Genomic DNA, 22,926 nt, shown 5'->3' on the forward strand with positions numbered 1-22,926 from the left:
GAACTCAGAAGTGAAACCTCTTAGCGCTGATGGTAGTGTGGGGTTACCCATGTGAGAGTAAGTCATCGCCAGCTCATTATTCTAAACACCCCGGTCTCGAAAGAGATTGGGGTGTTTTTTTGTGTGGTATAAAGTCAAGCTTAATCCATTAAATAATAAATCTTTCCGATAACTAAAATAGATTATTAGACGCAGCTCGAAATAACTTTAATATTATTTTAGAGGAATAAATTACTATTTTTCTCATGAAATGCGGAGTCAATATATAGGAGAAACCATTACTATATGCTATAAATAGCAAATAGGCATGATTTTTGCTTGTTTTTTTGGAAAGAGAAATATATGAAATTATCTGTTGGATTGAAAGTTGCGAATTCTCTATCGTTAACGCCTCAATTGCAGCAGGCAATCCGATTACTGCAACTTTCAAGTTTAGAATTAGAGCAAGAAATTCAGATTCAATTAGATAGTAATCCATTACTTGAAAAAGTGGAAGATGAATCACTAGTAGAAAGTTTATCCACTTTAGAAAAAAAAGAAGCAGATGATCTTACGACAGAGTTAAATGCAAACCATTTACCAGATGACTTGCCTGTGGATACTGAATGGGATGATATTTATACCCATCAGTCTACAGCTTTAGCTACCCCTGAATTTGAAGAGCGCGAGGATAACCGCCAAGTTCAGATGACACTTAAAGAGCATATGTTAGAACAAGTCAACTTACTGCACTTTTCAAAAATAGATCAGTTGATTGCTTATTGTATTGTGGATGCGTTAGACGATAAGGGTTTTTTAGATGCTGAGGTAGAAGAGATTATCTTAGCTGTACAACATTTATTAAATGACATGGATGTTGAGGAAGAAGTCGAGGAAGATGAAGTCTTAGTTGTTTTAAAGCATATTCAACGCCTTGATCCAATTGGTATTGGAGCTCGTAACCTTGCTGAGTGCTTAAAAGTTCAGTTAGAGTTTTTGCCTAAAGAAACCGAATATCTAAAAGAAGCTAAAAATCTACTTCAATATTATGAATTATTGATTGCGAATGATCTCAATAAATTATTAAAGCAAACAGGTCTTTCTAAAGATCAGTTAAAGTTTGCAGTTGATTTACTGAAGACATTAAAGCCTTACCCAGGTATGGATTTTGAAAAGCAAGAATCAGAATATCAAATTCCTGATGTAGTAGTTGCTAAGAAGGATTTACATTGGCAAGTTCAGTTAAATCCTGATGTTATGCCAAAACTAAGAATTAATTCTTTTTATTCGAGTATGATTCGTAGGGCTGATCAGAGTGATGATAATTTATATCTGCGTAATCAGATGCTTGAAGCCAAGAATTTTATAAAGAGTATTGATGAGCGACATAAAACTTTATTGAAAGTTGCTAGTTGTATTGTTGAGCACCAAAGAGCATTTCTTGAAATAGGCCCTGAAGCAATGAAGCCGTTAGTACTACGGGATGTTGCTGAAGAAGTGGAGTTGCATGAGTCTACCGTTTCTCGGGTTACAACAAATAAATACATGCTGACTCCACGAGGACTTTTTGAGTTGAAATATTTCTTTTCTAGTCATGTTGGGACCACAGCTGGAGGGGAAGCTTCCTCTACCGCAATTCGGGCTATGATTAAAAAGTTAGTTTCTAATGAAAATCCACGTAAACCGTTGTCTGATAATGCAATTGCTAATTTATTAAAAGATGAAGGGATAGAAGTAGCGAGAAGGACTGTAGCAAAATATCGTGAATCGTTACATATTCCATCGTCATCCGAGAGAAAAGTCTTGATCTAAATTTTGAAGTATGACTATTCTAGATATTCATTATGACGAAATAATGAAATTTCAATTTCACCAAGAGGAGTAGCTAAAATGATTTAATTGTCCCAAATCATCTTTTTTAGATTGCATTAAATCGTTTTAGTTCTTCTTTATATAACCCAAAAAGGTGAGGGATAGAATTATGCAAATAACGATTCGTGGACATCATTTAGCAATTACACCCGCTATAGAAGAAAATATTAAAGCAAAATTTAATCAGTTAACGAAACATCTTGATCAGGTGAATAGTATGCAGATTAAATTAACGAAAGATCATCAGATTGATAAGCGCTCGCATAAAGGTAGCTCTAATCATGTGGCTGAAGCGATAGTCCGGTTACCTGGAATTGAACTATTTGCTCAAGCAACAGCAGATGACATGTATACTTCAATTAAAAAACTGACTGAAAAATTAAAAAAACAATTGTTAAAATATCGAAAAATGCAATGTACGTATTCACAAGTTGCTGTTTCTATTTAATAAGTTTTTAATAATTGTGAGAGGCTTGAAATATAGCCTCTTTTTTATTGATAAAATATAAACACGTACTGAATTCTTTGAAAAAGTTATAGTAAAATACTTCGTTTTACACCGTAGGTTGTGCCAGAGGTCTTTGCAATGAATAGTGAACAGCTCACTCAAATTTTAAAAGAAGCTTTTCCTGAAGCGGAAGTAGCGGTGAGCGGACAGGCTGGAAAATTTGACCTCCGTATTGTGGATGATCAATTTGAAGGTAAGCGTACTGTTGCCCGTCAACAAGCAGTTTATGCACCATTAAATACTTATATTGCAAGTGGCGAAGTCCATGCCGTAACAATTCGTGCGATGACCAAAGATGAATGGCGCAAAGCAAGCCTTTTCGGAGCTTAAATATTAATGGATAAATTTTTAATTACGGGCGGTGTTAAGCTCGAAGGGGAAGTACGCATTTCTGGTGCTAAAAATGCGGCTTTACCATTACTTGCGGCAATGATTCTTGCCGATTCTCCAATTACATTAACCAATGTTCCAAATCTTAAAGATGTAAATACTTTGGTGAAATTAATTGGTGGTTTAGGCGTCACGATCAGTTATGAGAACGATACGGTCAAAGCTGATACCTCTACTTTAGATAACCAGTTTGCGCCTTATGAACTTGTAAAAACAATGCGTGCATCTATTTTGGTATTAGGGCCATTATTGGCACGTTACGGAAATGCCAAGGTTTCATTACCTGGTGGATGTGCTATTGGCTCTCGTCCAGTAGATCAACACTTAAAAGCCCTAGAAGCATTGGGTGCACATATCGAAGTTGAAAATGGTTATGTACATGCCACTGTTGATGGTCGTCTGAAAGGCGGCGAAGTGGTTTTCGATATGGTCACTGTAGGTGGTACAGAAAATATTTTAATGGCGGCTGCTTTAGCGGATGGTGTAACTACTATTCGTAATGCTGCGCGTGAGCCTGAAATTACTGATCTTGCTCAAATGCTTATTAAAATGGGCGCAAAAATCGAAGGTATAGATACAGATACACTTGTTGTTACTGGTGTTGAAAGTCTACATGGTTGTGAATACGCAGTTGTTGCAGACCGTATTGAAACGGGATCTTACTTAGCTGCAGCGGCTATTACTGGTGGTCGTGTAAAAACAACACATACAGATCCTTCATTGCTTGAATCTGTTTTAGACAAATTTGAAGAAATGGGTGCTGAAGTCACCCGTGGTGATGACTGGATTGAATTGGATATGTTAGGTAAGCGACCTAAAGCAGTAAGTTTTAGAACTTTACCTCACCCAGAATTTCCAACCGACATGCAAGCGCAAATTATGGCCGTAAATGCAATTGGTCGCGGATTTGCAACGATTTCTGAAACCATTTTTGAAAATCGTTTCATGCATGTTCCTGAATTGTCACGTATGGGTGCTAATATTCAGGTTGAAGGCCATGATGCTGTAGTGACTGGGGTTGAAAAATTACAAGCAGCTCCTGTAATGGCAACAGATTTGCGTGCTTCTTTTTCTTTGGTTTTAGCAGCTTTGGTTGCTGAAGGTGATACAGTAATTGACCGTATCTACCATATTGACCGTGGTTATGAGCATGTCGAAGAGAAACTTCAAGGTTTAGGTGCCAGAATTAAGCGAGTAAGTTAATGAATGACGTAAGAAACGATGATCCTAATTTTGATGTAATGGGTAATTTTGATCATGGTTTGACCTTGGCACTGAGTAAAGGGCGTATTTTAAAAGAAACTTTACCTTTACTTGCAACAGCAGGTATTAACTTGCTTGAAGACCCGGAAAAATCTCGTAAGTTGATTTTTCCTACAACACATAAGCAAGTTCGTATTTTGATTTTACGTGCGTCTGATGTGCCAACCTACGTTGAGAATGGTGCAGCTGATTTAGGTGTAGCAGGTAAAGACGTACTTATGGAACATGGTGCTCAACATGTTTATGAGTTACTGGACTTACAGATTGCAAAATGTAAGTTAATGACTGCTGGTAAAGTAGGAATGGAACGTCCAAAAGGTCGTTTAAAAATTGCAACTAAGTACGTCAATCTAACACGTCAATACTATGCAAGCTTAGGTGAGCAGGTGGATGTTATTAAGCTTTATGGTTCTATGGAGCTAGCACCACTCGTTGGTTTAGGTGACTATATTGTTGACGTGGTTGATACTGGAAATACTTTACGAGCAAATGGGCTTGAACCATTAGAAGAAATTTGCAAAGTATCCTCACGTCTTATCGTTAATAAAGCGAGCTTTAAGCGTAAGCAAGTTTTGTTAAACCCAATCATTTCCCAACTTGAACAAGCTGTTCAATCACGTTAAAAGTAATTTCCTATCATGCTTTTGCGATAGTTGTAGATATGATGCCCACAAGGCCTTAGAAAAATAGTAAACTTGGTTTTTCTTTTTCGCCTTGTGGGTAAATTGATGCGACGTTTATCGACTCAAGATCAGAACTTCAAACAGGTTTTTGCAGAGCTTTTGGCTTTTGAAACCGTTAATGATCCTAATTTAGTTCAAACAGTAGATCAAATTATTGCTGATGTTCGTCAGCATGGTGATGATCATGTTTTAAAACTTACTCAACAGTTCGATCGACATCCAGCGCATCAATTTTCCGATCTAGAATTGTCTCAACAACAACTCAAAGCTGCGTTTGATGGCTTAAATCAAGAGATTCGTGAAGCCCTGCAACTTGCAGCTGATCGTATTCGTACATTTCATGAGGCTCAGAAACAAGATAGCTGGACCTATGTAGATGATTTGGGTAATACCCTAGGACAAAAAGTGACTCCACTTGACCGTGTTGGTATATATGTACCTGGTGGTCTTGCATCTTATCCTTCATCTGTACTAATGAATGCGGTACCCGCACATGTGGCTGGTGTACCTGAAATTATTATGGTTGTACCAGCACCAAATGGTGAATTAAATCCATTAGTTCTTGCAGCAGCTTATCTTGCGGGAGTTAGCAGAGTATTTACTATTGGTGGGGCACAAGCTGTTGCAGCTCTAGCTTATGGCACTCAAACTGTTCCACGTGTAGATAAAATCACTGGCCCTGGAAACCGATTTGTAGCAGCAGCTAAACGTGCTGTATTTGGTCAGGTGGGTATCGACATGATTGCAGGGCCTTCTGAAATTTTAGTATATGCGGAAGGAGTGAATAATGCTGAGTGGTTGGCGATGGATGTATTATCTCAAGCTGAACATGACACAGTGGCTCAAGCTATTTTCATTACTCCAGATGAAGCATTGCTAGAAGCTGTAGAGTCTGCAATTGAAAAACATTTAAGTGAATTGCCGAAAGCTGATATTGCGCGTACATCGATTGAAAATCGTGGGGCTTTAGTTTTAGTAAAAGATCGTGCAGAAGCAGTTGATTTGATTAATCAGGTTGCACCAGAGCATTTGGAATTGTGTCTTGATGATGCCGAAATGATGAGCCAAGACATTCGTCATGCAGGGGCAATCTTCATGGGGCGCTATACACCTGAAGCAATTGGTGATTACTGTGCTGGGCCAAACCACGTATTGCCAACATCTGGCACAGCTCGTTTCTCGTCACCACTGGGTGTATATGATTTTCAAAAACGCTCTAGCTTGATCATGTGCTCAAAAGAGGGTGTAAAAACATTGGCTAAAACTGCTGATGTACTTGCTGTTCAAGAAAATCTTGATGCTCATGCACGCTCGGCTCGTTATCGTTATCAATAAGCTTTAAGCCTTGTAGAATTTTTAATGATTATTCAGGGCTGACTTTTCAGCCCTTTTTTGAGATAAGACTATGACTGTATCTACAGCACAAATGCGTTTTTGGAGCCCTGAGGTTCGTGAGTTAGAGCCTTATGTGCCAGGTGAACAACCTAAAATCCAAAATTTATTAAAGTTAAATACCAATGAAAATCCGTATCCACCATCACCAAAAGTAGTAGACGCAGTTCAAGCTGTGCTACATGGTCAAGCTGATGCTTTGCGTCTATATCCAGATCCGGATGCGACAGCATTAAAGCAAGCAATTGCAAAACAACAAAATATTGATGTATCTCAAGTTTTTGTGGGTAATGGTTCTGATGAGGTGCTTGCTCATATCTTTAAAGCATTTTTCCTTCAAGATGAGCCAATTCTGTATCCAGACATCACTTATAGTTTTTATCCAGTTTATAGCCAGTTTTTTGGAACAAAAACAAAAGAAATTCCACTTAATGAGAATTTCGAGATTGATGTCAAAGATTATGCACAACCCAATGGTGGCGTGATTATTACTAATCCTAATGCACCAACCAGTATTGCGCTCAGCTTGGCAGAGATTGAACAAGTACTACAAGACAATCCAAACCGTGTGGTTGTGATTGACGAAGCTTATGTTGATTTTGGTGCTGAGTCAGCTGTAAGTTTGATAAACCGTTATGAAAATCTTGTGGTGTGCCAAACAACTTCAAAGTCTCGTTCTTTGGCTGGTTTACGCGTTGGATTTGCGATTGCTCAGTCGCATTTGATTGCGGCACTTGAAGCGGTAAAAAATAGTTTTAATTCATATCCAATTGATCGCTTCGCTATTGCAGCAGCTGTTGCTTCTTTTGAAGATCAAGCTTATTTTGAAGAGCAGTGTCAAAAAGTTATTACAAGTCGAGAAAAACTGGTTAGTGATTTAACTGAACTTGGCTTTAATGTTTTGCCATCAAAAGCGAATTTTATTTTTGCTTCACATTCGCAATATGATGCTGCGCAATTAGCCCAGAAGTTGCGTGAGCAGGGCATTATTGTCCGTTATTTCAATAAGCCTCGCATTAATCAGTTTTTACGTATCACGGTTGGAACTGATGAGCAAAATACACGTTTAGTTCAAACTTTGAAGCAAGATATTCTTTAAAATTTATTCTGCTGTGCTGTTCATCAAGTTCAGCATAGCAGAGATTTTATCTAAACTTTCTTGATATTCAGCTTCAGCCTCTGAAGCGATAGTAATACCACCACCTGCCCAAATAGAGAGCTGGTTTTGATATTGTTGAAAGCTACGAATCAGAATATTCCAACGCCCAGTACCATCAAAATTAAAATATCCCAAAGTCCCGCAATATGCTCCTCTTGGCGCACCTTCTAACTCTTCAATAATTTGCATTGCCCGGATTTTAGGGGCACCAGTAATTGAGCCTCCTGGTAAAGCACTAAGCAACATTTGCATAGGATTAATATCATTTTTAAGTGTAGCCGTAACTTCACTTACCATATGGTGAACTTGATTGAAGCTTTCAATTTCGAATAATTTTGTTGTTTTTACCGAACCTGTATTGGCATAAAAGCTCAAATCATTACGTAATAAATCAACGATCATGACATTTTCGGCCTGATCTTTTTGGGAGTTTTTTAAGGTTTGCTTTGAAAGCAAATCTTGTTCTTTATTTTCGTAACGAGGCATTGTGCCTTTAATTGGTCGGGTTTTTATTTGCTTATCTGTATTAAATTCAATAAATAATTCAGGAGAGCAACTTAATAACTCAAACTCTTTTAATTTTAAATAACCAGAATAAGGTGCATTGGTTAAATTCCATAAAGCTTCTGCTTTATTTAATAATGTACCTGTAAAAGTTGTACCAAACTCTTGTGTAAGATTAATTTGATAACAATCTCCTGCTTTAATATATTCTTGTATTTTGTGGAAAGCAGTTAAATATTCATTTTTAGACCAGCGCGGTTGAATATTTTTTTCTATTTTAAAATTATTTTCGTTTAGGGTGTCAGAAGGTTTATTTAATAGTTCTACAATGCAATTAAAAATTTCTATAGCATTAGCTTCATCACTAAAAAAATACCATTCATTATTTATATTTTTAAGAAAAGAAGAATAAGAACCTATAAATAAAGAGGGCTGTTTATGTAATTGATTATTTATAAATTGATTCACAGAAAAATCATAACTAATAAAACCAATATAACCTCCATTGAAGCTTATTTTTTCTTTACTTTTATTTTTTAGTTTTTCATCGTGAAATTGAGTAAATTCTAAAAGACTTTGTGTATTAGGGGAAGTTTTATAATGATTTAGATCAGTTTTATCAAATAATTTTTTTTGATTATTTTGAATAATTAAGTATTTTTTTGGCAAAAAACCAATAATTGGGTTGTTATCATCATGGAGATATACAAGTCCAATTAACTCTTCCAATTTTTTTAAAATATCGGCAGCCGATTGATAGCTTTCTAAAGAGATTTTTTTCTTTAACTGTGACATTTTAAACATGTAAGCGCTTGGAAGAGATGACATAGTTTACTACAAGTTCTAGTCCATCAGACGGATGAGTCGAAAGAGTTTAATATTTTGTGGAAAAAATAACCGAATAATATCTCAGCTTTAAAGACAATTTATAAGCGTGATCAGGCAGTCAGCATCTGTACCGTTTGTCGGGTAATTGGCAAAAAATGCATTACAGTAGTTGAACAAAAATTAACGTAGCTGTAATTTAGTAATTGCTAAGCAAAACTACTCAAGGATTGGAAGTTTCGGTTGCCATAAAAGAAAAATGCAACTTGAGACAGTAAGAGTGGTTAAGTCAAAAAATAAATGCTCTTGGGAGAGTGCTCAATGAAAATGTTCACTAAACTTGCTTTAGTTTCTTCTTTAGCTATCAGTGCAAATGCAATGGCAATGCAATCAATGGATGATGCAGCGCTTAGTGCTGCTACAGGTCAAGATGGTATTAATATCGGTATTGCTTTGGGTTCTGGTGGTATTTCTATCGATAAGCTATACCTACATGATAATGATGGTTTAGCAACATCAACAGGTATTACAGGGTCTTCAGGTACAGCGGGCTCAATCGCAATTAGTGGTGTTACTGTAACTCAAAAAGGTACAGGCAACCTTTTAGATTTAAAAATTGATACAAACGGTGCTTCAGGCTCAAACGGTGCTTTCTTAAACGTTGCAGCAACAGTGGGCGCAGTTGATGTACATGTAGGTTCAATCGGGGTGGGTACTTCTGGTTCATTAAATACAACTACTGCTGTACGTGGTATTACTGAAACAGCTCCAACTGAAATTATTTCTGGCTTAGATTTATCTTTGGGTCAAATTTCTGCAAATGTTCAGTTAGGTTCAACTCCGCAAGGCGCGATGATCAAAGTGAACTCTAGCTTACAAGGTGGTTTAACACTATCTAACTTCGGTATTAATGATGCTGCTGGTGGTGGTAAAATTGTCCTAGACAAAGTAATGGTTCGTGGTTCAGGTAATACAACTGGTGACTTGGATGTAAATGCGAACATTTCTGTTGTTCCTACAGGTTTACGTATCCAGAATAACAGTACACAAGGTATGAACGTTTATGCACAGGGCGTACACCTAGGTGCAGCGGGTAATGCTTCAATTGGTGATTTAGAAATCCAAGGTTTAAATGTAGGAACGTCTACAATTACTATTTCTGGACACTAATTTAAAGGCTGATAAAAAGCGCGTTTATACGCGCTTTTTTATTTATCTTAATAAAACTCAATCTTAAGCTTTTTTATTTAAATAATATTAGCTTATATAATAAGAAAGAATATAAAACATTTGAAATGAGAATTAATTATCAATTTATAAATGTAAAACTATGCATTCATCAAAAAGATTAAAAAAAAGCTGTTTTTTACAAAAAAAAAAGGTATCTTCAACACACAGGGATGTAGAGCTATTGCTCTAAGAATAAAATGAATAAGGCCGGTTAGGCCACCATTTAGACCAAGTGCTTATGTTAGAGATAGTTTTAGGCTCAGCATTGATGTATTACTTTGCGACAGAAGCCTTCGAAATAGAAAAAAAGCCACCGGGAACTGTTTATTATACAGAGACTGCCGATTCACGTAATTTATCATTTCATCGAAACCATATTGAACCTGTCACAATAAAACCGGCTGTAGAAGATCAGTTTCGTGGCATTGTTCGACAAGCCTATGACTATAGTTGTGGTTCTGCTGCACTTACGACTTTATTAAATGGCTATGTTGGAACGAGTTTAACTGAACAGCAAACAATGAGTGGTTTGCTTCAGTATGGCGAATATCAACGTATTATTGAACGCCGAAGTTTCTCATTACTTGATATGAAGCGCTTTGTCACAGCAATTGGTTTGGACAGTGGTGGTTATCGAGGTGAGTTTTCTGATTTAGTTAAACTCGGCCAACCTGCAATTGTGCCTATTTCTTATGCAGGTTTTAAACATTTTGTCGTATATAAAGCTTATAAAGATGGAAGAGTATATGTAGCTGATCCTGCTTTAGGGAATATCAGCTTTGATGAAAGTCGTTTTAAACAAATTTGGGATAATAATACTTTATTTGTTATTTCTGTTCCTGAATCACAGCGTAAAGATTTATTGGCACTAAAAGATGCAGATATGCGCCATGTAGAAGATGCCACGGTCAATAGATATGCTTTTGTTGATGTTCAATATCCAGCATTTAACTTTGATCGTTTAGCAAATAAAGCTTCAACCATGAGACGTGTACTAGATAACGATAATCATTCGCCGACATATGGACAGCCGATAGAAACCTATATGCGTCTTTATTACAAACGCAAATAGTCAATTTTAAAGTTAGTAAAATAAATAAATTGGGTAGGAAAAACATGAATAATCGATGGATGAAGATGAGTGTGTTGGCCTTAAGTATGAGTGCCATTACAGGGACAATCTATGCCGAAGATCAAGTACAGCAAGCACAAGTATCTGGTACGAATCAGACTGTAGCAGGGGGAATAGACAGCTCTGCTTCTTCAGAAGCTACTAGTTCTGGTTCAGTCTCAACAGATAATACTACGCAAACCTCAAATGCAGTAGATACAAATGCTGTAGCCCCAGCTCCGAATAGTGAGGCACATCAAGCTGCAAGTGCATTACAGAAAAAAGAAGGGGATGCTAGTCAGGAGACAAACTTACAAGAAGTATTTACTTCAAATGAACGTCAATATTCTTTGATTAAGAAGGGCGTGATTTCTTCTTACTATGACCTTGATTACACTTATTATCGTGATGCTCGTATTGATTTAGCCTTATCGGATAATTCTTCTCAACTTAACCGTTTACGTGTTGAAGAAGATGCTAACCACACATTAACGAATAGTTTTACTTTCCAATATGGGGTATTAGATAACTTAACGTTGTCTGCAACTCTTCCTTTTGTTGCTAAGTCTGAGATTATTAAAGATAAAACAACAGCTGGTTTAGGGGATATTTCTTTTGGTGCACGCTGGGAACCTTTTCCATTAAAGCAAGGCCGTTTACCACTCGTTCTTTTTGGTAGCGTATCAACTAAAACAGGTGATAGTCCTTATGAAATTGGTATAGATGAGCTGTCAACAGGTAAGGGATATTACTCGGTTGGTGTAGGGGCGAGTACTCGAAAATATATTGATCCAGTTGTTCTCTTCGCTTCTGCATCTGCCAACTATGGATTTAAAGAAAGTGGTCTTAATCAAGCCCGAGGTTCACGCATTTTAGAATCTTTTGATCCAGGTATCAGTGGCGGTTTCTCATTTGGTTTTGCCTATTCATTTAACTATGACGTGTCTTTGACGATGTCATATCAGCAAAGTTTTAATACAAATGCTGAATTCCAATTTAATAATGGTGAGTCTTATAAGTCACCAGATCAAAGTAGTGGAATGTTATCTTTTGCTTTAGGTGTTCGCGTTTCACCTGAAACGATTGTTAATGGTACTGTTGGTATTGGTTTAACCGAAGATGCACCAGATATTTCTCTTGGTTTGTCGTTCCCGTTAGATATTTTAGGTTTTAACAAAAAACAAAAATAAGGAGATAAGCAGGTGAAATATCCTAAATTATGTCCTTTAACGGCGGCAATTGTTATCTCCGGTTTTTCTAGCTTTGCCAATGCTCAATTAGGACAAAACCTAGCTGTTGATATTCGCTCACTATCAATGGGGAATGCTGTAACTGCAGACCCTCCTGGTATTAGTGCAGTTCACTTTAACCCTGCAGCCTTAGCAAAAATTGATGGGCTGCAAACAGATGTGCAAGGGATTCTTGCTAACTTTGATATTAAGCGTGAGTTCTCGGCTCCCCCTGGTTATAACATTTTTGGTTATTCAGATGACCCTCTCGTTTGTAATGATGGTCCGGAAGTTTCTGCCAATATTTGTACAGATTTTAAAGGAACAGTTCATGGTGATGTCGAGTACGCAAGCCTATATGTACCTATTCTTAAAAAAATGGTTGATCTCGGAGCAGGGTATCCTCTAGTTGCTCCTACTGCCGGAATTGCATATAAACCACCTGGCTCAAAAGTTACTTATGCAACAGCAATATATGCGCCGTTAGTAGCAGGGTTTGGAGCAGAGAATGGTAATCCTGGTAATTACATGGGTAAACAAGTTGCTGTAGAACGGATCACTTATTTATCCCCATCGTTTGGTTATCAGATAAATGATCATTTATCAATTGGTGCTTCTATAGGGATGTCCTATAACGCAATCGCTTTAAATACTGATCTACGTTTTCCAAATGAGATGATTGGTGTATTGCGTATGGTTGATGATGTGGTATGTGCACCGTTCAAAGATAATAACGATATGATTACCGATCTATTGTTATTGGGAATTTGTAATGCGAAAGAAGGTATGAATCCATTTAGTAAAATGGGTTCATTGCAAGTTTCGTTAGAGCAATCATTAAGCCCAAGCTATAACCTAGGTTTGCTCTGGGAACCAACAGACGATTTTGGTTTTGGTATGGTCTATCAAAGTGCTGCCAAGATGCGTTTAAAAGGCAAATACATGATTGATAATGCCAGAGCACCTCAAGAATTAATCAACGGTCTTAACTCATCAGCTACGGGTCAAATTTTAGCTGCCATTCTCGGATTACCTGGTTATGTTCCTGATACTGAGTCCGGTTTAGTTGCAATGGATCTCGAGTACCCAGCACATTTCCAAGCGGGTATTAAATATAAAATATTACCAGATTTACAAGTTAACTTTGATGTGGGATGGACTGATTATTCTGCTTGGAATAAATTTAAGTTCGAATTTGATCGACAAATTACCTTATTAAAAGTGGCTAAGCTTTTATCTAATGACGTTACCGATAATTCATTATCATTGCCTCTGAAATTTACCTCGCCATGGAGCTGGGGGATTGGTCTTGAATATTCAGCAACTGATCGTTTGAAATTAAGAGCAGGTTATGAACCTCGTGCTAGTTCGATACCTGATGATAAACGTAATACCATGGTCCCAATCAACAATGCGCAATTATTCGGTCTTGGGGTGGGGTACCGTTTTGATGCGGATACTGATCTAGATCTTTCAGTGGGTTTCTTACGTAGTCGTGACAATATTCCAGCTTGTACGAGTACATTATCAAACAAGTGTGGTGTCGATAATATTTTATTAAACCCTTATTCTGGTTTAGATGTAAAAACGAATACAAAAGTTACAGTACTTGGTTTGAGCTATAGAACAAAATGGTAAAACAATATAAAAGGATGTTTCGACCTAGATTTGCTATCTCAACTTTATGTGTTGCGATAGCAAGCGTTTCTGTATCTTATGCAGATGGGTTCTATACAATCATTGGTCCAGATGGTCGACCAATGATTGTGCCGAGTAAAAAAGTTGAACAGAAGCAATCAAATATTAGAGTCGAAGCACCGAAGCAAGTGGCGCAGCCTAAATCTGTCTTTATACCTGTTCAAGAATTACCTAGTGAAAATTCTCATCATTCAAAAGAACCTAAAAAGTTTGAATCACGCGTTACAAAAAAATTAAATACTGCACCGACTGCACCGACTGCACCGACTGCACCGACTGCACCGACTGCACCGACTGCACCGACTGCACCGACTGCACCGACTGCACCGACTGCACCGACTGCACCGACTGCACCGACTGCACCGACTCAAGAGCCTCCTTTAACAGTTAGTAAAACTCAGAAGAATGGAGTTAAAAAGCAAACTAATACTGTTAAGGAAGAAAGTACCCCTGCTAGAATTCCTTCATCTGTACCAAGCACTTCACAAGCTGTTTCAACTCAAAATTCGCCAAATGATCCATCTAAATTTACGAGTATTGATGGTGTAGAGTATGTAAATAATGAATATCTTGAAGACCAAGAATTTAATCTTGAAGGCAAAAAACGCTTTTATGTTATGCCAGATGGTTTAGGGCGAACAGAGTTTATTGAGCGGAAAAAGGGTGTAAGTAAATCTACTTTAGAACAATTGTTTAATAAGCAATCTCAGGATGATCAAGCGGCGATTGTTTTAGCCCCAACCTATATACGTCTGTCTCAAAAAGAATTAGAAACGACTTTTGAGCAAGATAAGTGTTTTATTCAAGGTTATAAAAAATCAATCAAAGTGCTTGGAGCTAAAAAAGAAGTAAATTTATGGCCTCGTAAACCGCTAAAAGAAAAGTTTGAATACGAGCTAGTAAAACTGGATCCGTCTGTACAACATTTACAGCTTATGTCATTTGCAGCAAGTAATTCGACGCCTCTATATTATTGGCCTTTAGCTATATTCTTAGATGAGAAGGGTTGTATTTTAGAGGGGGCAAGTGGTTTCAAGAGCAAGTCTTATCCTTCTACGATATTACAACATGCATCACTTCAAGGTATTTTAAGAGTGCCGCCTCATGCACGTTATATGATGTTAACTCCGTTATCTTCCTCTGTAGATGTAGCAGAACAAGAGTTATCTAATCAAGGACAGATTCAAATTTCAGTATTACGTTAAAAATAAGTAGGGTATCTAATGAATAAAAAATTATTATGGCCTTTTGCATTAACCACATTGGTAATGATGCTGAATGGTTGTGGTGGTGGCAGCTCGACAATTAATGAAAATCCAAACTCTGGTACTAATAACGGAAACTTAACTTCTGGTAGTTGTACACCAACTACTAGTAATAATGGTGCAGAAGATTCAACTTGTTTACAATTTGCTTTAGATTATCCGATAGCTGGTATTAATTTTGATTGTAGTTCAGCTACAAATTTTCATTATGCTACAAAATTTTCAGGAAATGCTGTAATAGGATCCTGTAAAGTTGGTGATACAGCACGTTTTTATATTCAAAGTAAAGATAATAAAAAGGTTTACTTAGGAAACGTTAATCTTGATACAGTTGGAAAGTTTACTTCTGTTAATCCTAATACCAAACAAAGCAATCCCATATATTTAAGAATACTAGATTTAGCAAGTGGAATTACAGGAAAAACACCAGCAAGCTTAGATAAAAATGATGAAACTATTAAAGTAGCAATTGCTTTAGTAAAAATTTTTCAAAGCATTGGTGTAGAAAATGGCGATAATGTTATCGGTGATATACAACCAACTCAACTTACAGATACAAAAAAAGATCAACTTACGAAGATTTCTCAGAGTATAACAGCTACCGAATTTCAGAACGGAGCTTATGCAAGCATTTTGAAACCATGGCTAGATCTAGACCAAATTTCTGATGATGAAGCATATAGGCTTTTAGTACAAACGACTAATTTAAGTAATGCAGGTGTTTTCCAAGCATTTAATTTACTTCTTAACTCAACAGTACTTCAGACTTATCAAGTGTTTAATGGATGTAATAGATCTACACAACAAGAGTGTTTTATTAACACACCTAACTTGCGTCATTCAACAGATGATCTTTATTTATTATCGGATCGTCAAGGTTATACTCTAGGATATGGTCTGCAGTGGAAGGGTGATGCGATTATTGGTGGAACTGGGGGGAGTCAAGTAGTACAAAACCCTTATGCATTAACTTCAAAAGTTAAACCAGCTAAACTCAACGTAAATGCACAAAATAATTGGTTAAACCCGGTTAGTCGAGAAGTTCAGTCAACTACACCACTCCGTTTGAGTTTTTCTAATAACTCAAGCGAAGATCTGCAGATTTATCAGGGAAAATTCTTTAATGATTATGGATTAGCGGGCACGGAAGCATTCTATAAATACTTAACAAAACTTAATACAGGTAATCCACAGCATTACGGGCTCTGGCGTCAAAATGTTGATGGAGATAGTTACAATGGTATATTGAGTATTATTAAAAGTAGCCCTATTAGTTATCTAGAGCGAAACGTTTTTAAAACATTGGGTAATGTAAAAACAGGCGAAAATTATATTTTTCCTCTTTATGCTACTTTGACATTTAATTTTTCAGATACCACTATTCAACCTGTAAAGTTAGGTATTGTTATTGATGAGCATGGAGATATTCGGACTGATATTAAACCAAATTCAACATCAACTGACATGTCGGGCCAATGTGCTACAGTATCAGATGAAAGCTTAGTTGATAGCAATGGTATGCAACAATATCGAATTGGTACTACAGCCGCGACGGTTAATGACCCTTTAAATGCTGATCAATCTGTATATGTCCGTATGATTTTATCTAATACTAAATTTGCCAATATCGATGGTGTTATGGTTGGGTTGACTTTTGCAGGCATTTCTCCAGGTCCTGCAAAATTGAATCTATTTAATTTATTGGCAAATAAGGTCGATAGTACAAGCATAGATTTTGATAATAATACTCCTTGGTATAATCAATATGCGGCAGCTCAGGCTAGTTATAATAAGCGTGAGGGTGTCCCTGCTCCAACTGCTGAGGATAAAGCTTTAGCACAACGTCAAACGGGTACGGTAACAATTAAACTTGCTGATCAGTCTATTCCAGCATGTAAAGCAATCAAAATTAAATCTTAATTAAACAAAATAAAAAAGACCGCAAATGCGGTCTTTTTTATTAATTAAATTATTAACCTGTATGGTCTAAACGAGTTCCTAGCGTTTCTAGGTGTGTTGGAAAAACTTGTTTCTTACGATCTTCAAAATAATGTCTTAATGTGTGTTCAACACTAGGGAAGGCAAGTTCACCCCATGGAATTTCATGCTCTTCAAACAGACGACTCTCGATGCTTTCTTCGCCTGCACCAAAAATGCCATCTTTTAACTGCGCTTTGAAAAGTACGTAAATTTGGCCAATACGAGGAATATTGTACATACAGTAGAGTTGTTCTATTTCTATCTCGGCTTCTGCTTCTTCACGAGTTTCACGTGCTGCGCCTTGTTCCATGGTTTCAAACAATTCCATATAACCAGCAGGAAGCGTCCATAAACCATAACGAGGTTCGATAGCTCGACGACAGAGTAATACTTTGTCTTCCCATAACGCTAAGGCACCGCAGATTACTTTGGGGTTTTCATAGTGAATATTGCCACAATGAGTACAAACATGGCGTACTTTATGATCACCTAAAGGAATTTTTTGTTCGGTTTTATGCCCACACGCTACACAGAAACTCATAATTATCATCGAGTATAGAGATGACTCAGCATAACTGAATTTTTAGACTTACGCATCAACTCTATTCCCTAAGTTTTATTTTCAGATATGATGAAAAGAGAGACAGAATAATAGGTGAAAGGTATGGAAGAGCACTTGCTAACGCAAAAGTTACAGCAAAGATTGCGCTTTTCCACCCGCATACAAGAAGCACAAGCTGCGGTACTTATTGCGATTACAAATGAAAATAATCCTAAGGTATTACTTACACGCCGTTCAATACATATGAACAACCATGCGGGGGAGGTTTCTTTTCCGGGGGGAAAGCGTGACCCCAGTGATACCAGTAATATTGTTGTAGCGCTAAGAGAAGCTCAAGAAGAAACGGCTTTAAACCCGTTTGATGTGCAGTTGTTAGGTGATTTGCCGATGCAGCGCGCAAGAAGTGGTTTGTCTGTAAAACCAATTGTTGGGCTTATTCCACCAGAGGTTCATTTAATACCTCAGCCTACTGAAATTGATCGAATTTTTTTTGTGCCTTTACAACAACTTATAGAGACGCGTCCGACGCCCTATGAAGTTCGATATGCTCATCAGTCTTTGTATTTTCCAAGCTTACAGATTGATAATGAAATTATCTGGGGTTTAACTGCTCGTATGTTGGTGGCTCTATTTAAATATGGTTTAGGCTACCAAAAAGAATGGCCATTTTTACTCAACTCGCCAACGTTTGGGATGCCAAAATTTTCTCATAAAAAATGAAGATCAGGATTGATAAATTATGATGTATAGCTATCAAGGACAGCACCCAAAAGCATTACATGAGCCATGGGATGGCTGGGTTGCTCCAACAGCAACGCTTATTGGACAAGTAGAATTAGGCCGTCAGGTCAGTATTTGGTTTGGAGCGGTAGTACGTGCTGATAACTGTGTCGTTCGGATTGGTAATTTTTCTAATATTCAAGAAAACTCGGTATTACATACCGATGCAGGCCTTGAACTAAATATTGGTGAATATGTCACGGTCGGACATAAAGTCATGCTGCATGGTTGTACGATTGGTGATAATAGCCTGATTGGTATGAACGCCGTCATTTTAAATCGGGCTGTGATTGGTAAAAATTGTATTATCGGTGCTAATGCTTTAATACCAGAAGGTAAAGTGATTCCAGATAACTCAGTAGTGATGGGTTCACCAGGAAAAATTGTGAAAACTTTGGATGAAGATGGCGCGGCAAAAATACGTTTGAGCGCACTACATTATGCTGAACACTTTAAAAGCTATGCTGATTTAAAAGAATTTCACTTTTAAAATTTTAGTAAGATATTTTCTATGCCAAGCACTCGCTTGGCATTTTTATTTAGATAGGAACAACTCGCCTAACAGGGCCGAGTGGGGTATCATTACTTCCGTTTTTAATCTGATTCAATACTAAGGTTGTGCATGAAACTGCTGGCGTTGGAAACTGCAAACGAGCAATGTTCCATTTCATTAATTGATGAAACCCAAGAACTATTTTTCCAACTCGATACGCGAGCGAAAGCACAAACTCAGACCATTCTGCCAATGATTGAGCAAGGGTTGCAACAAACCGAACTTGACGTAGCTGGTTTAGATGCAATTGCCTTTAGTCGAGGGCCAGGTTCTTTTAGTGGTGTTCGAATTAATGCTGCTGTTGCTCAGGCATTAGCTTGGTCACAAGATTTACCAGTGGTTCCAGTTTCTACGTTACAAGCTCTCGCACAGGCGGCTTACCGACTTGAAGGTTTAGAACAGGTGACTGCGGTACTCGATGCACGTATGAACGAAGTTTACATTGCAAGTTTTGTTCTAGATGAGCAAGGCATCATGCAGTGTATCGATGAAGAAAAATTAATGAACTACGAGCAAGCGGCTGCTTATGCAAAGCATTGCTTAATTGGTTCAGGTGCTAAGCTTCTTCAAGCCGATGCAGAGCATCAAACAATCACTGCCACTGCACAAGACATTGCTTCGATTGCACGTGTCTATGCCACGCAAAAGCAGTGGGTTGATGCAGAACATGCTTTACCGGTTTACTTGCGTGATGATGCGTGGAAAAAAATAGCAGATCAGGGTAAAGCAAAATAAAGGCACTACTCATGCACATATATTTTGAAGTAGATTTTCAAGAACAAGCACAGCACTACCAAGCTGTGCTTTGTTCTAGAGGTGTGACAGCCGTCTTACAGCCCATTGAAAAACTCAATGCTCGTTTCTTACGTTTAAACCCTGAACTGGCACTTTGTGTAGATGAAAACGGACTTTGGTTATCTGCAAATGGTATGAAAATGCAGCCTGACTGGAAAGCTGAAATTCCACGCTTAAAACGAGCAAGTCTTAAATCAGAGATGATTGCTCGAGCTTGTCAGCTGGGCGAAAAACCAGTACTTGTAGACGCAACAGCGGGTTTAGGCCACGACAGCTTACTCATGGCGTATTTAGGTGCTCAAATACAGCTTGTTGAACGCCATCCGATTTTATTTACTTTACTTGAAGATTCAAAAGCTCAGGCACAGCATGATCCATTTTTAAATCAATTTATGGAACGTATTCAATTGGTATTTGCTGACTCTGCAAGCTATTTACAGCAATTAGATCAAGAAGCAAAAACGGTTGATGTGGTTTATTTAGACCCGATGTTTCCACAGCGTGACCAGAACCAACAAGCGATTAAAAAACAAGCCCAAGTCAAAAAGCAGATGCAGCTTTTGCATTTACTCCTCCCCGAAGATGGTGAAATGGATTTAGGTGATAATTTGCTTGAGTTAGCCAAGAAAGTTGCCAAGCGTGTGATTGTGAAACGCCCACGACATGCGATTTTTTTAGCAAATCAAGAGCCAGCCCATCAGTGGCAGGGAGATGCTTGTCGTTTTGATGCTTACTTTCAGTAAGCTTATGTAAGGTTAAGTTTTATTGCTTGAATAATGCGCAAATATATGTGATATAGTTCAAAAGCATGATTGCTAAAATTCTTAGCAGGCATACACTTATGGTGCCTGACAAAAACGAAATTTTTGAAACCTTTTTATGATTGATCTCAAACCTTCCATTAACTTTTGGCATGATTTTAAAAGTAACCAGCTTGCCGGAATGTGGTTATTTTTGGGGTCAAGACGTTCCTTACAGATCGTACATCCCTCTATTCTTCAGCTTATTGTTTGGGGAATATTAGGTGGATGTACCAACTCGCTTTATAGTTGGCTTGTTGCTGGTCAAACGGGTGATTTCAACTCGCAAGGTTTAATTGGGTATGCACTCTGGCCTTTTATTGCGCTTATTGTTGGTATTTTTCTATCACAGCGTATTAATCAGCCACGTTTGATGTTAGTTCCAGCCTTACTGTGGTTGGTTCTAGATACCAATATTTTATTAATCCAATGTTTAATTCAATATTTGGGTTCTAACGGTTATCTAAACTTTATTCCCGATGCCATTTATAACGGTATTCTACCAAGCCTATTTGTGGCACTTTTTGTGTGGCAAAGTTTAGCTGTCATTTGGGTTTTCTCACGTGAGTTGAAGTGGCCGTGGTGGGAGCGGGCATTGGTTATGGTTGCGACTATTGCGACCATGGTGGTCTGGCAACTTTCAGTAAAAGATCAGCCTATTTGGAAAGTAGAAGACTCTCCACCTACGTTTGCTGAAGATGCTTTCTATGCACAAAGCAAGTTACTTCATGATGCTTTAGAGCAAGTCCAATATGGTGAAGTGGCGAAAAGCCATTGGTATTTCTTAGGCGTTGCGGGCGATAGTTACCAAGATGTTTTTAAATCGGAAGTGGTCCGTATTAAGGAACAATTCGATACGCGTTTTGGTACAGTTGGGCGTTCAATGATGTTGGTCAATAACCCAGATACTCGAACTGAAATCCCGATTGCATCTAAAACCAGTATAGAGTTGGCTCTACGCCGTATGGGCCAACAAATGAACCGTGATAGTGATGTGCTGTTCTTATACATGACATCGCACGGTGAACAGAATCATTTTGAAATTGAAAATGCACCTTTAGATTTGGGGCAAGTCGATCCGAAATGGTTACGTGAAACACTCGATAAAGCTGGTATTCGTTGGCGCGTGATTGTCATATCTGCTTGTTACTCTGGAAGTTTTATTCCTGCTTTACAGTCACCAGATACTTTAATTATTACGGCATCTGCGGCAGACAAAACTTCTTTTGGCTGTAATAACGAAGCTGACTATACTTATTTTGGACGAGCTTTCTTTGACTTGGCGATGCGAGAGCAGTCTTCAATGAAAGATTCGTTTAATGCTGCCAAGCAAACCGTAACCAAATGGGAAGTAGCTCAAGGTGTAGACCCTTCAGAGCCACAATGGATGATTGGTAAGAATATGGAGCTGATGCTACCTCAGTTGGAAAAATATCTTTTCCCACAGCAAAGTACAGGTAGTGTAAATATTGCTCAAACACAAACAGAGGCTAAAAACGATGCAACTCCTGCAAAAAAACCGCTGCTTTGAAGGTGAGCAGCGTATCTACCAATTTGATTCTCAATTATTAAAAGGCTCTACTAAGTTTGGTGTTTATTTGCCACCTGCTGCATTAGAAGGTAAACCATGTTCTACAGTGTTTTACTTGGCGGGTTTAACGTGTACTGAGGAAACCTTTGCCATTAAAGCACATGCACAGCATATGGCAGCTCAGCTTAGTCTTATATTGATTACGCCTGATACTTCACCTCGTGGTGAACAGGTAACGGCTGGTGACAATTGGGATCTAGGACAAGGTGCAGGTTTTTATATCAATGCTACACAAGCGCCGTGGTCTGAACATTATCAGATGGAAAGCTATTTAATTGATGAGTTATATTCACTCATTTTAAAAAGCTTTCCAGTAAATGCTCAGCAAGTTGGTGTCTTTGGGCACTCAATGGGCGGTCATGGCGCATTAACTTTGGCTTTTAAATATCCAGAGAAATTTAAGTCAGTCTCTGCTTTTGCACCGATCTGTGCACCAACTGATTGTGCATGGGGTGAAAAAGCATTTAGCCATTATTTAGGCGCAGATCGCGAGAGCTGGTTGGACCATGATGCTACGGCTTTAGTCTCAAAAAATGGTGCAGTTTTTAGCGAAATTTTGGTTGATCAGGGATTAGATGATCAATTTTATGAACAACTTCACCCTGAAAAATTTAAGCAAGCATGTTTAAAGGCAGGGCAGCCTTTAACTTTAAGACAACATGCGGGTTATGATCATGGCTATTATTTTATCCAGACCTTTATGGATGAGCATTTGCAGTTTCATGCAATCCAGTTGGAAAAGGTCGCTGGCTAATAA

The 22,926-nt window shown here is 37.9% G+C and carries 21 protein-coding genes; 19 read left to right on the forward strand and 2 right to left on the reverse strand.

What is annotated here, in order from left to right; translation table 11 throughout:
• Window positions 1–342: 342 nt before the first annotated feature.
• The 7 genes from ACG59Z_RS16785 to hisC all read left to right on the forward strand — a co-directional run bounded on the left by ACG59Z_RS16785 (window position 343) and on the right by hisC (window position 7,186).
• Window positions 343–1,791, forward strand: coding sequence for an RNA polymerase factor sigma-54 (locus ACG59Z_RS16785; RefSeq protein ID WP_400200472.1), 1,449 nt, complete (start codon window positions 343–345; stop codon window positions 1,789–1,791).
• Between the two features lie 169 nt (window positions 1,792–1,960).
• Window positions 1,961–2,299: a ribosome hibernation-promoting factor, HPF/YfiA family gene (hpf, locus tag ACG59Z_RS16790; RefSeq protein ID WP_001167461.1), complete on the forward strand. Its 339-nt coding sequence runs from the start codon at window positions 1,961–1,963 to the stop codon at window positions 2,297–2,299.
• A gap of 138 nt (window positions 2,300–2,437) precedes the next feature.
• Window positions 2,438–2,689 carry a BolA family iron metabolism protein IbaG gene (gene ibaG, locus ACG59Z_RS16795; protein WP_002050455.1) on the forward strand — a complete coding sequence of 84 codons (252 nt, stop codon included), beginning with the start codon at window positions 2,438–2,440 and terminating at the stop codon, window positions 2,687–2,689.
• A 6-nt stretch (window positions 2,690–2,695) separates the two neighbouring features.
• Window positions 2,696–3,952: a UDP-N-acetylglucosamine 1-carboxyvinyltransferase gene (murA, locus tag ACG59Z_RS16800; protein ID WP_311070520.1), complete on the forward strand. Its 1,257-nt coding sequence runs from the start codon at window positions 2,696–2,698 to the stop codon at window positions 3,950–3,952.
• Window positions 3,952–4,635, forward strand: a complete 684-nt coding sequence (hisG, locus tag ACG59Z_RS16805) for an ATP phosphoribosyltransferase (RefSeq protein WP_068934120.1) — start codon at window positions 3,952–3,954, stop codon at window positions 4,633–4,635. Before murA ends, hisG begins: the two co-directional genes overlap by 1 nt.
• Before the next feature lie 105 nt (window positions 4,636–4,740).
• The gene (gene hisD, locus ACG59Z_RS16810) at window positions 4,741–6,030 is read left to right on the forward strand and encodes a histidinol dehydrogenase (protein ID WP_400200477.1); all 1,290 of its coding nucleotides are present in this window, start codon (window positions 4,741–4,743) and stop codon (window positions 6,028–6,030) included.
• Between the two features lie 70 nt (window positions 6,031–6,100).
• Window positions 6,101–7,186, forward strand: a complete 1,086-nt coding sequence (gene hisC, locus ACG59Z_RS16815) for a histidinol-phosphate transaminase (protein WP_400200479.1) — start codon at window positions 6,101–6,103, stop codon at window positions 7,184–7,186.
• A 3-nt stretch (window positions 7,187–7,189) separates the two neighbouring features.
• On the opposite strand, the gene ACG59Z_RS16820 is transcribed toward hisC, so the two are convergent.
• Window positions 7,190–8,554 (reverse strand): anthranilate synthase component I family protein, encoded by a 1,365-nt coding sequence (locus ACG59Z_RS16820; RefSeq protein ID WP_400200544.1) that lies wholly within the window; start codon window positions 8,552–8,554, stop codon window positions 7,190–7,192.
• 342 nt (window positions 8,555–8,896) lie between these two features.
• Here ACG59Z_RS16820 and ACG59Z_RS16825 point away from each other — a divergent pair, with 342 nt between their 5' ends.
• The 6 genes from ACG59Z_RS16825 to ACG59Z_RS16850 all read left to right on the forward strand — a co-directional run bounded on the left by ACG59Z_RS16825 (window position 8,897) and on the right by ACG59Z_RS16850 (window position 17,028).
• The gene (locus ACG59Z_RS16825) at window positions 8,897–9,745 is read left to right on the forward strand and encodes a DUF6160 family protein (protein WP_263612971.1); all 849 of its coding nucleotides are present in this window, start codon (window positions 8,897–8,899) and stop codon (window positions 9,743–9,745) included.
• A 298-nt stretch (window positions 9,746–10,043) separates the two neighbouring features.
• Window positions 10,044–10,877, forward strand: coding sequence for a C39 family peptidase (locus ACG59Z_RS16830; RefSeq protein ID WP_017393200.1), 834 nt, complete (start codon window positions 10,044–10,046; stop codon window positions 10,875–10,877).
• 44 nt (window positions 10,878–10,921) lie between these two features.
• Window positions 10,922–12,106, forward strand: coding sequence for a hypothetical protein (locus ACG59Z_RS16835; RefSeq protein ID WP_400200483.1), 1,185 nt, complete (start codon window positions 10,922–10,924; stop codon window positions 12,104–12,106).
• Between the two features lie 12 nt (window positions 12,107–12,118).
• Window positions 12,119–13,783, forward strand: coding sequence for an OmpP1/FadL family transporter (locus ACG59Z_RS16840; RefSeq protein ID WP_400200485.1), 1,665 nt, complete (start codon window positions 12,119–12,121; stop codon window positions 13,781–13,783).
• A 14-nt stretch (window positions 13,784–13,797) separates the two neighbouring features.
• Entirely contained in the window at window positions 13,798–15,048 is a 1,251-nt protein-coding gene (gene filE, locus ACG59Z_RS16845) for a putative pilus assembly protein FilE (RefSeq protein WP_400200486.1), read from the forward strand.
• A gap of 18 nt (window positions 15,049–15,066) precedes the next feature.
• Window positions 15,067–17,028: a protein FilF gene (locus ACG59Z_RS16850; RefSeq protein ID WP_400200487.1), complete on the forward strand. Its 1,962-nt coding sequence runs from the start codon at window positions 15,067–15,069 to the stop codon at window positions 17,026–17,028.
• A 52-nt stretch (window positions 17,029–17,080) separates the two neighbouring features.
• Here the strand turns inward: ACG59Z_RS16850 and ACG59Z_RS16855 are convergent, their stop codons facing one another.
• Window positions 17,081–17,629, reverse strand: a complete 549-nt coding sequence (locus ACG59Z_RS16855; protein ID WP_343570569.1) for an NUDIX hydrolase — start codon at window positions 17,627–17,629, stop codon at window positions 17,081–17,083.
• Window positions 17,630–17,743: 114 nt separating this feature from the next.
• On the opposite strand from ACG59Z_RS16855, the gene ACG59Z_RS16860 reads away from it, so the two are divergent.
• The 6 genes from ACG59Z_RS16860 to fghA all read left to right on the forward strand — a co-directional run bounded on the left by ACG59Z_RS16860 (window position 17,744) and on the right by fghA (window position 22,923).
• Window positions 17,744–18,370, forward strand: coding sequence for a CoA pyrophosphatase (locus ACG59Z_RS16860; RefSeq protein ID WP_081400259.1), 627 nt, complete (start codon window positions 17,744–17,746; stop codon window positions 18,368–18,370).
• 22 nt (window positions 18,371–18,392) lie between these two features.
• Window positions 18,393–18,920, forward strand: coding sequence for a gamma carbonic anhydrase family protein (locus tag ACG59Z_RS16865; RefSeq protein ID WP_114253416.1), 528 nt, complete (start codon window positions 18,393–18,395; stop codon window positions 18,918–18,920).
• Window positions 18,921–19,052: 132 nt separating this feature from the next.
• Window positions 19,053–19,718 (forward strand): tRNA (adenosine(37)-N6)-threonylcarbamoyltransferase complex dimerization subunit type 1 TsaB, encoded by a 666-nt coding sequence (tsaB, locus tag ACG59Z_RS16870; protein WP_002050333.1) that lies wholly within the window; start codon window positions 19,053–19,055, stop codon window positions 19,716–19,718.
• 11 nt (window positions 19,719–19,729) lie between these two features.
• Window positions 19,730–20,521, forward strand: a complete 792-nt coding sequence (locus ACG59Z_RS16875) for a class I SAM-dependent methyltransferase (RefSeq protein WP_400200490.1) — start codon at window positions 19,730–19,732, stop codon at window positions 20,519–20,521.
• Between the two features lie 136 nt (window positions 20,522–20,657).
• Window positions 20,658–22,109, forward strand: a complete 1,452-nt coding sequence (locus ACG59Z_RS16880; protein ID WP_002050332.1) for a C13 family peptidase — start codon at window positions 20,658–20,660, stop codon at window positions 22,107–22,109.
• Window positions 22,078–22,923, forward strand: a complete 846-nt coding sequence (gene fghA / locus ACG59Z_RS16885) for an S-formylglutathione hydrolase (protein ID WP_240288108.1) — start codon at window positions 22,078–22,080, stop codon at window positions 22,921–22,923. The genes ACG59Z_RS16880 and fghA overlap by 32 nt, the downstream gene beginning before the upstream one ends.
• The last annotated feature ends 3 nt before the right edge of the window (window positions 22,924–22,926 follow it).

Source organism: Acinetobacter sp. ABJ_C1_1 (genome assembly GCF_044684115.1).
GTDB lineage: Bacteria > Pseudomonadota > Gammaproteobacteria > Pseudomonadales > Moraxellaceae > Acinetobacter > Acinetobacter nosocomialis_A.

What these genes read in the sequence shown, in the direction of transcription:
- ACG59Z_RS16835 (WP_400200483.1), top strand. Translation starts at nt 10,922, where the DNA reads ATGAATAATCGATGGATGAAGATGAGTGTGTTGGCCTTAAGTATGAGT.
- hisD (WP_400200477.1), top strand. Translation starts at nt 4,741, where the DNA reads ATGCGACGTTTATCGACTCAAGATCAGAACTTCAAACAGGTTTTTGCA.
- ACG59Z_RS16785 (WP_400200472.1), top strand. Translation starts at nt 343, where the DNA reads ATGAAATTATCTGTTGGATTGAAAGTTGCGAATTCTCTATCGTTAACG.
- ACG59Z_RS16855 (WP_343570569.1), bottom strand. Translation starts at nt 17,629, where the DNA reads ATGAGTTTCTGTGTAGCGTGTGGGCATAAAACCGAACAAAAAATTCCT.
- ACG59Z_RS16875 (WP_400200490.1), top strand. Translation starts at nt 19,730, where the DNA reads ATGCACATATATTTTGAAGTAGATTTTCAAGAACAAGCACAGCACTAC.
- ACG59Z_RS16825 (WP_263612971.1), top strand. Translation starts at nt 8,897, where the DNA reads ATGAAAATGTTCACTAAACTTGCTTTAGTTTCTTCTTTAGCTATCAGT.
- ACG59Z_RS16865 (WP_114253416.1), top strand. Translation starts at nt 18,393, where the DNA reads ATGTATAGCTATCAAGGACAGCACCCAAAAGCATTACATGAGCCATGG.
- murA (WP_311070520.1), top strand. Translation starts at nt 2,696, where the DNA reads ATGGATAAATTTTTAATTACGGGCGGTGTTAAGCTCGAAGGGGAAGTA.
- hisC (WP_400200479.1), top strand. Translation starts at nt 6,101, where the DNA reads ATGACTGTATCTACAGCACAAATGCGTTTTTGGAGCCCTGAGGTTCGT.
- ACG59Z_RS16850 (WP_400200487.1), top strand. Translation starts at nt 15,067, where the DNA reads ATGAATAAAAAATTATTATGGCCTTTTGCATTAACCACATTGGTAATG.
- ACG59Z_RS16830 (WP_017393200.1), top strand. Translation starts at nt 10,044, where the DNA reads ATGTTAGAGATAGTTTTAGGCTCAGCATTGATGTATTACTTTGCGACA.
- ACG59Z_RS16880 (WP_002050332.1), top strand. Translation starts at nt 20,658, where the DNA reads ATGATTGATCTCAAACCTTCCATTAACTTTTGGCATGATTTTAAAAGT.
- ACG59Z_RS16820 (WP_400200544.1), bottom strand. Translation starts at nt 8,554, where the DNA reads ATGTTTAAAATGTCACAGTTAAAGAAAAAAATCTCTTTAGAAAGCTAT.
- hisG (WP_068934120.1), top strand. Translation starts at nt 3,952, where the DNA reads ATGAATGACGTAAGAAACGATGATCCTAATTTTGATGTAATGGGTAAT.
- ibaG (WP_002050455.1), top strand. Translation starts at nt 2,438, where the DNA reads ATGAATAGTGAACAGCTCACTCAAATTTTAAAAGAAGCTTTTCCTGAA.
- tsaB (WP_002050333.1), top strand. Translation starts at nt 19,053, where the DNA reads ATGAAACTGCTGGCGTTGGAAACTGCAAACGAGCAATGTTCCATTTCA.
- fghA (WP_240288108.1), top strand. Translation starts at nt 22,078, where the DNA reads ATGCAACTCCTGCAAAAAAACCGCTGCTTTGAAGGTGAGCAGCGTATC.
- filE (WP_400200486.1), top strand. Translation starts at nt 13,798, where the DNA reads ATGTTTCGACCTAGATTTGCTATCTCAACTTTATGTGTTGCGATAGCA.
- hpf (WP_001167461.1), top strand. Translation starts at nt 1,961, where the DNA reads ATGCAAATAACGATTCGTGGACATCATTTAGCAATTACACCCGCTATA.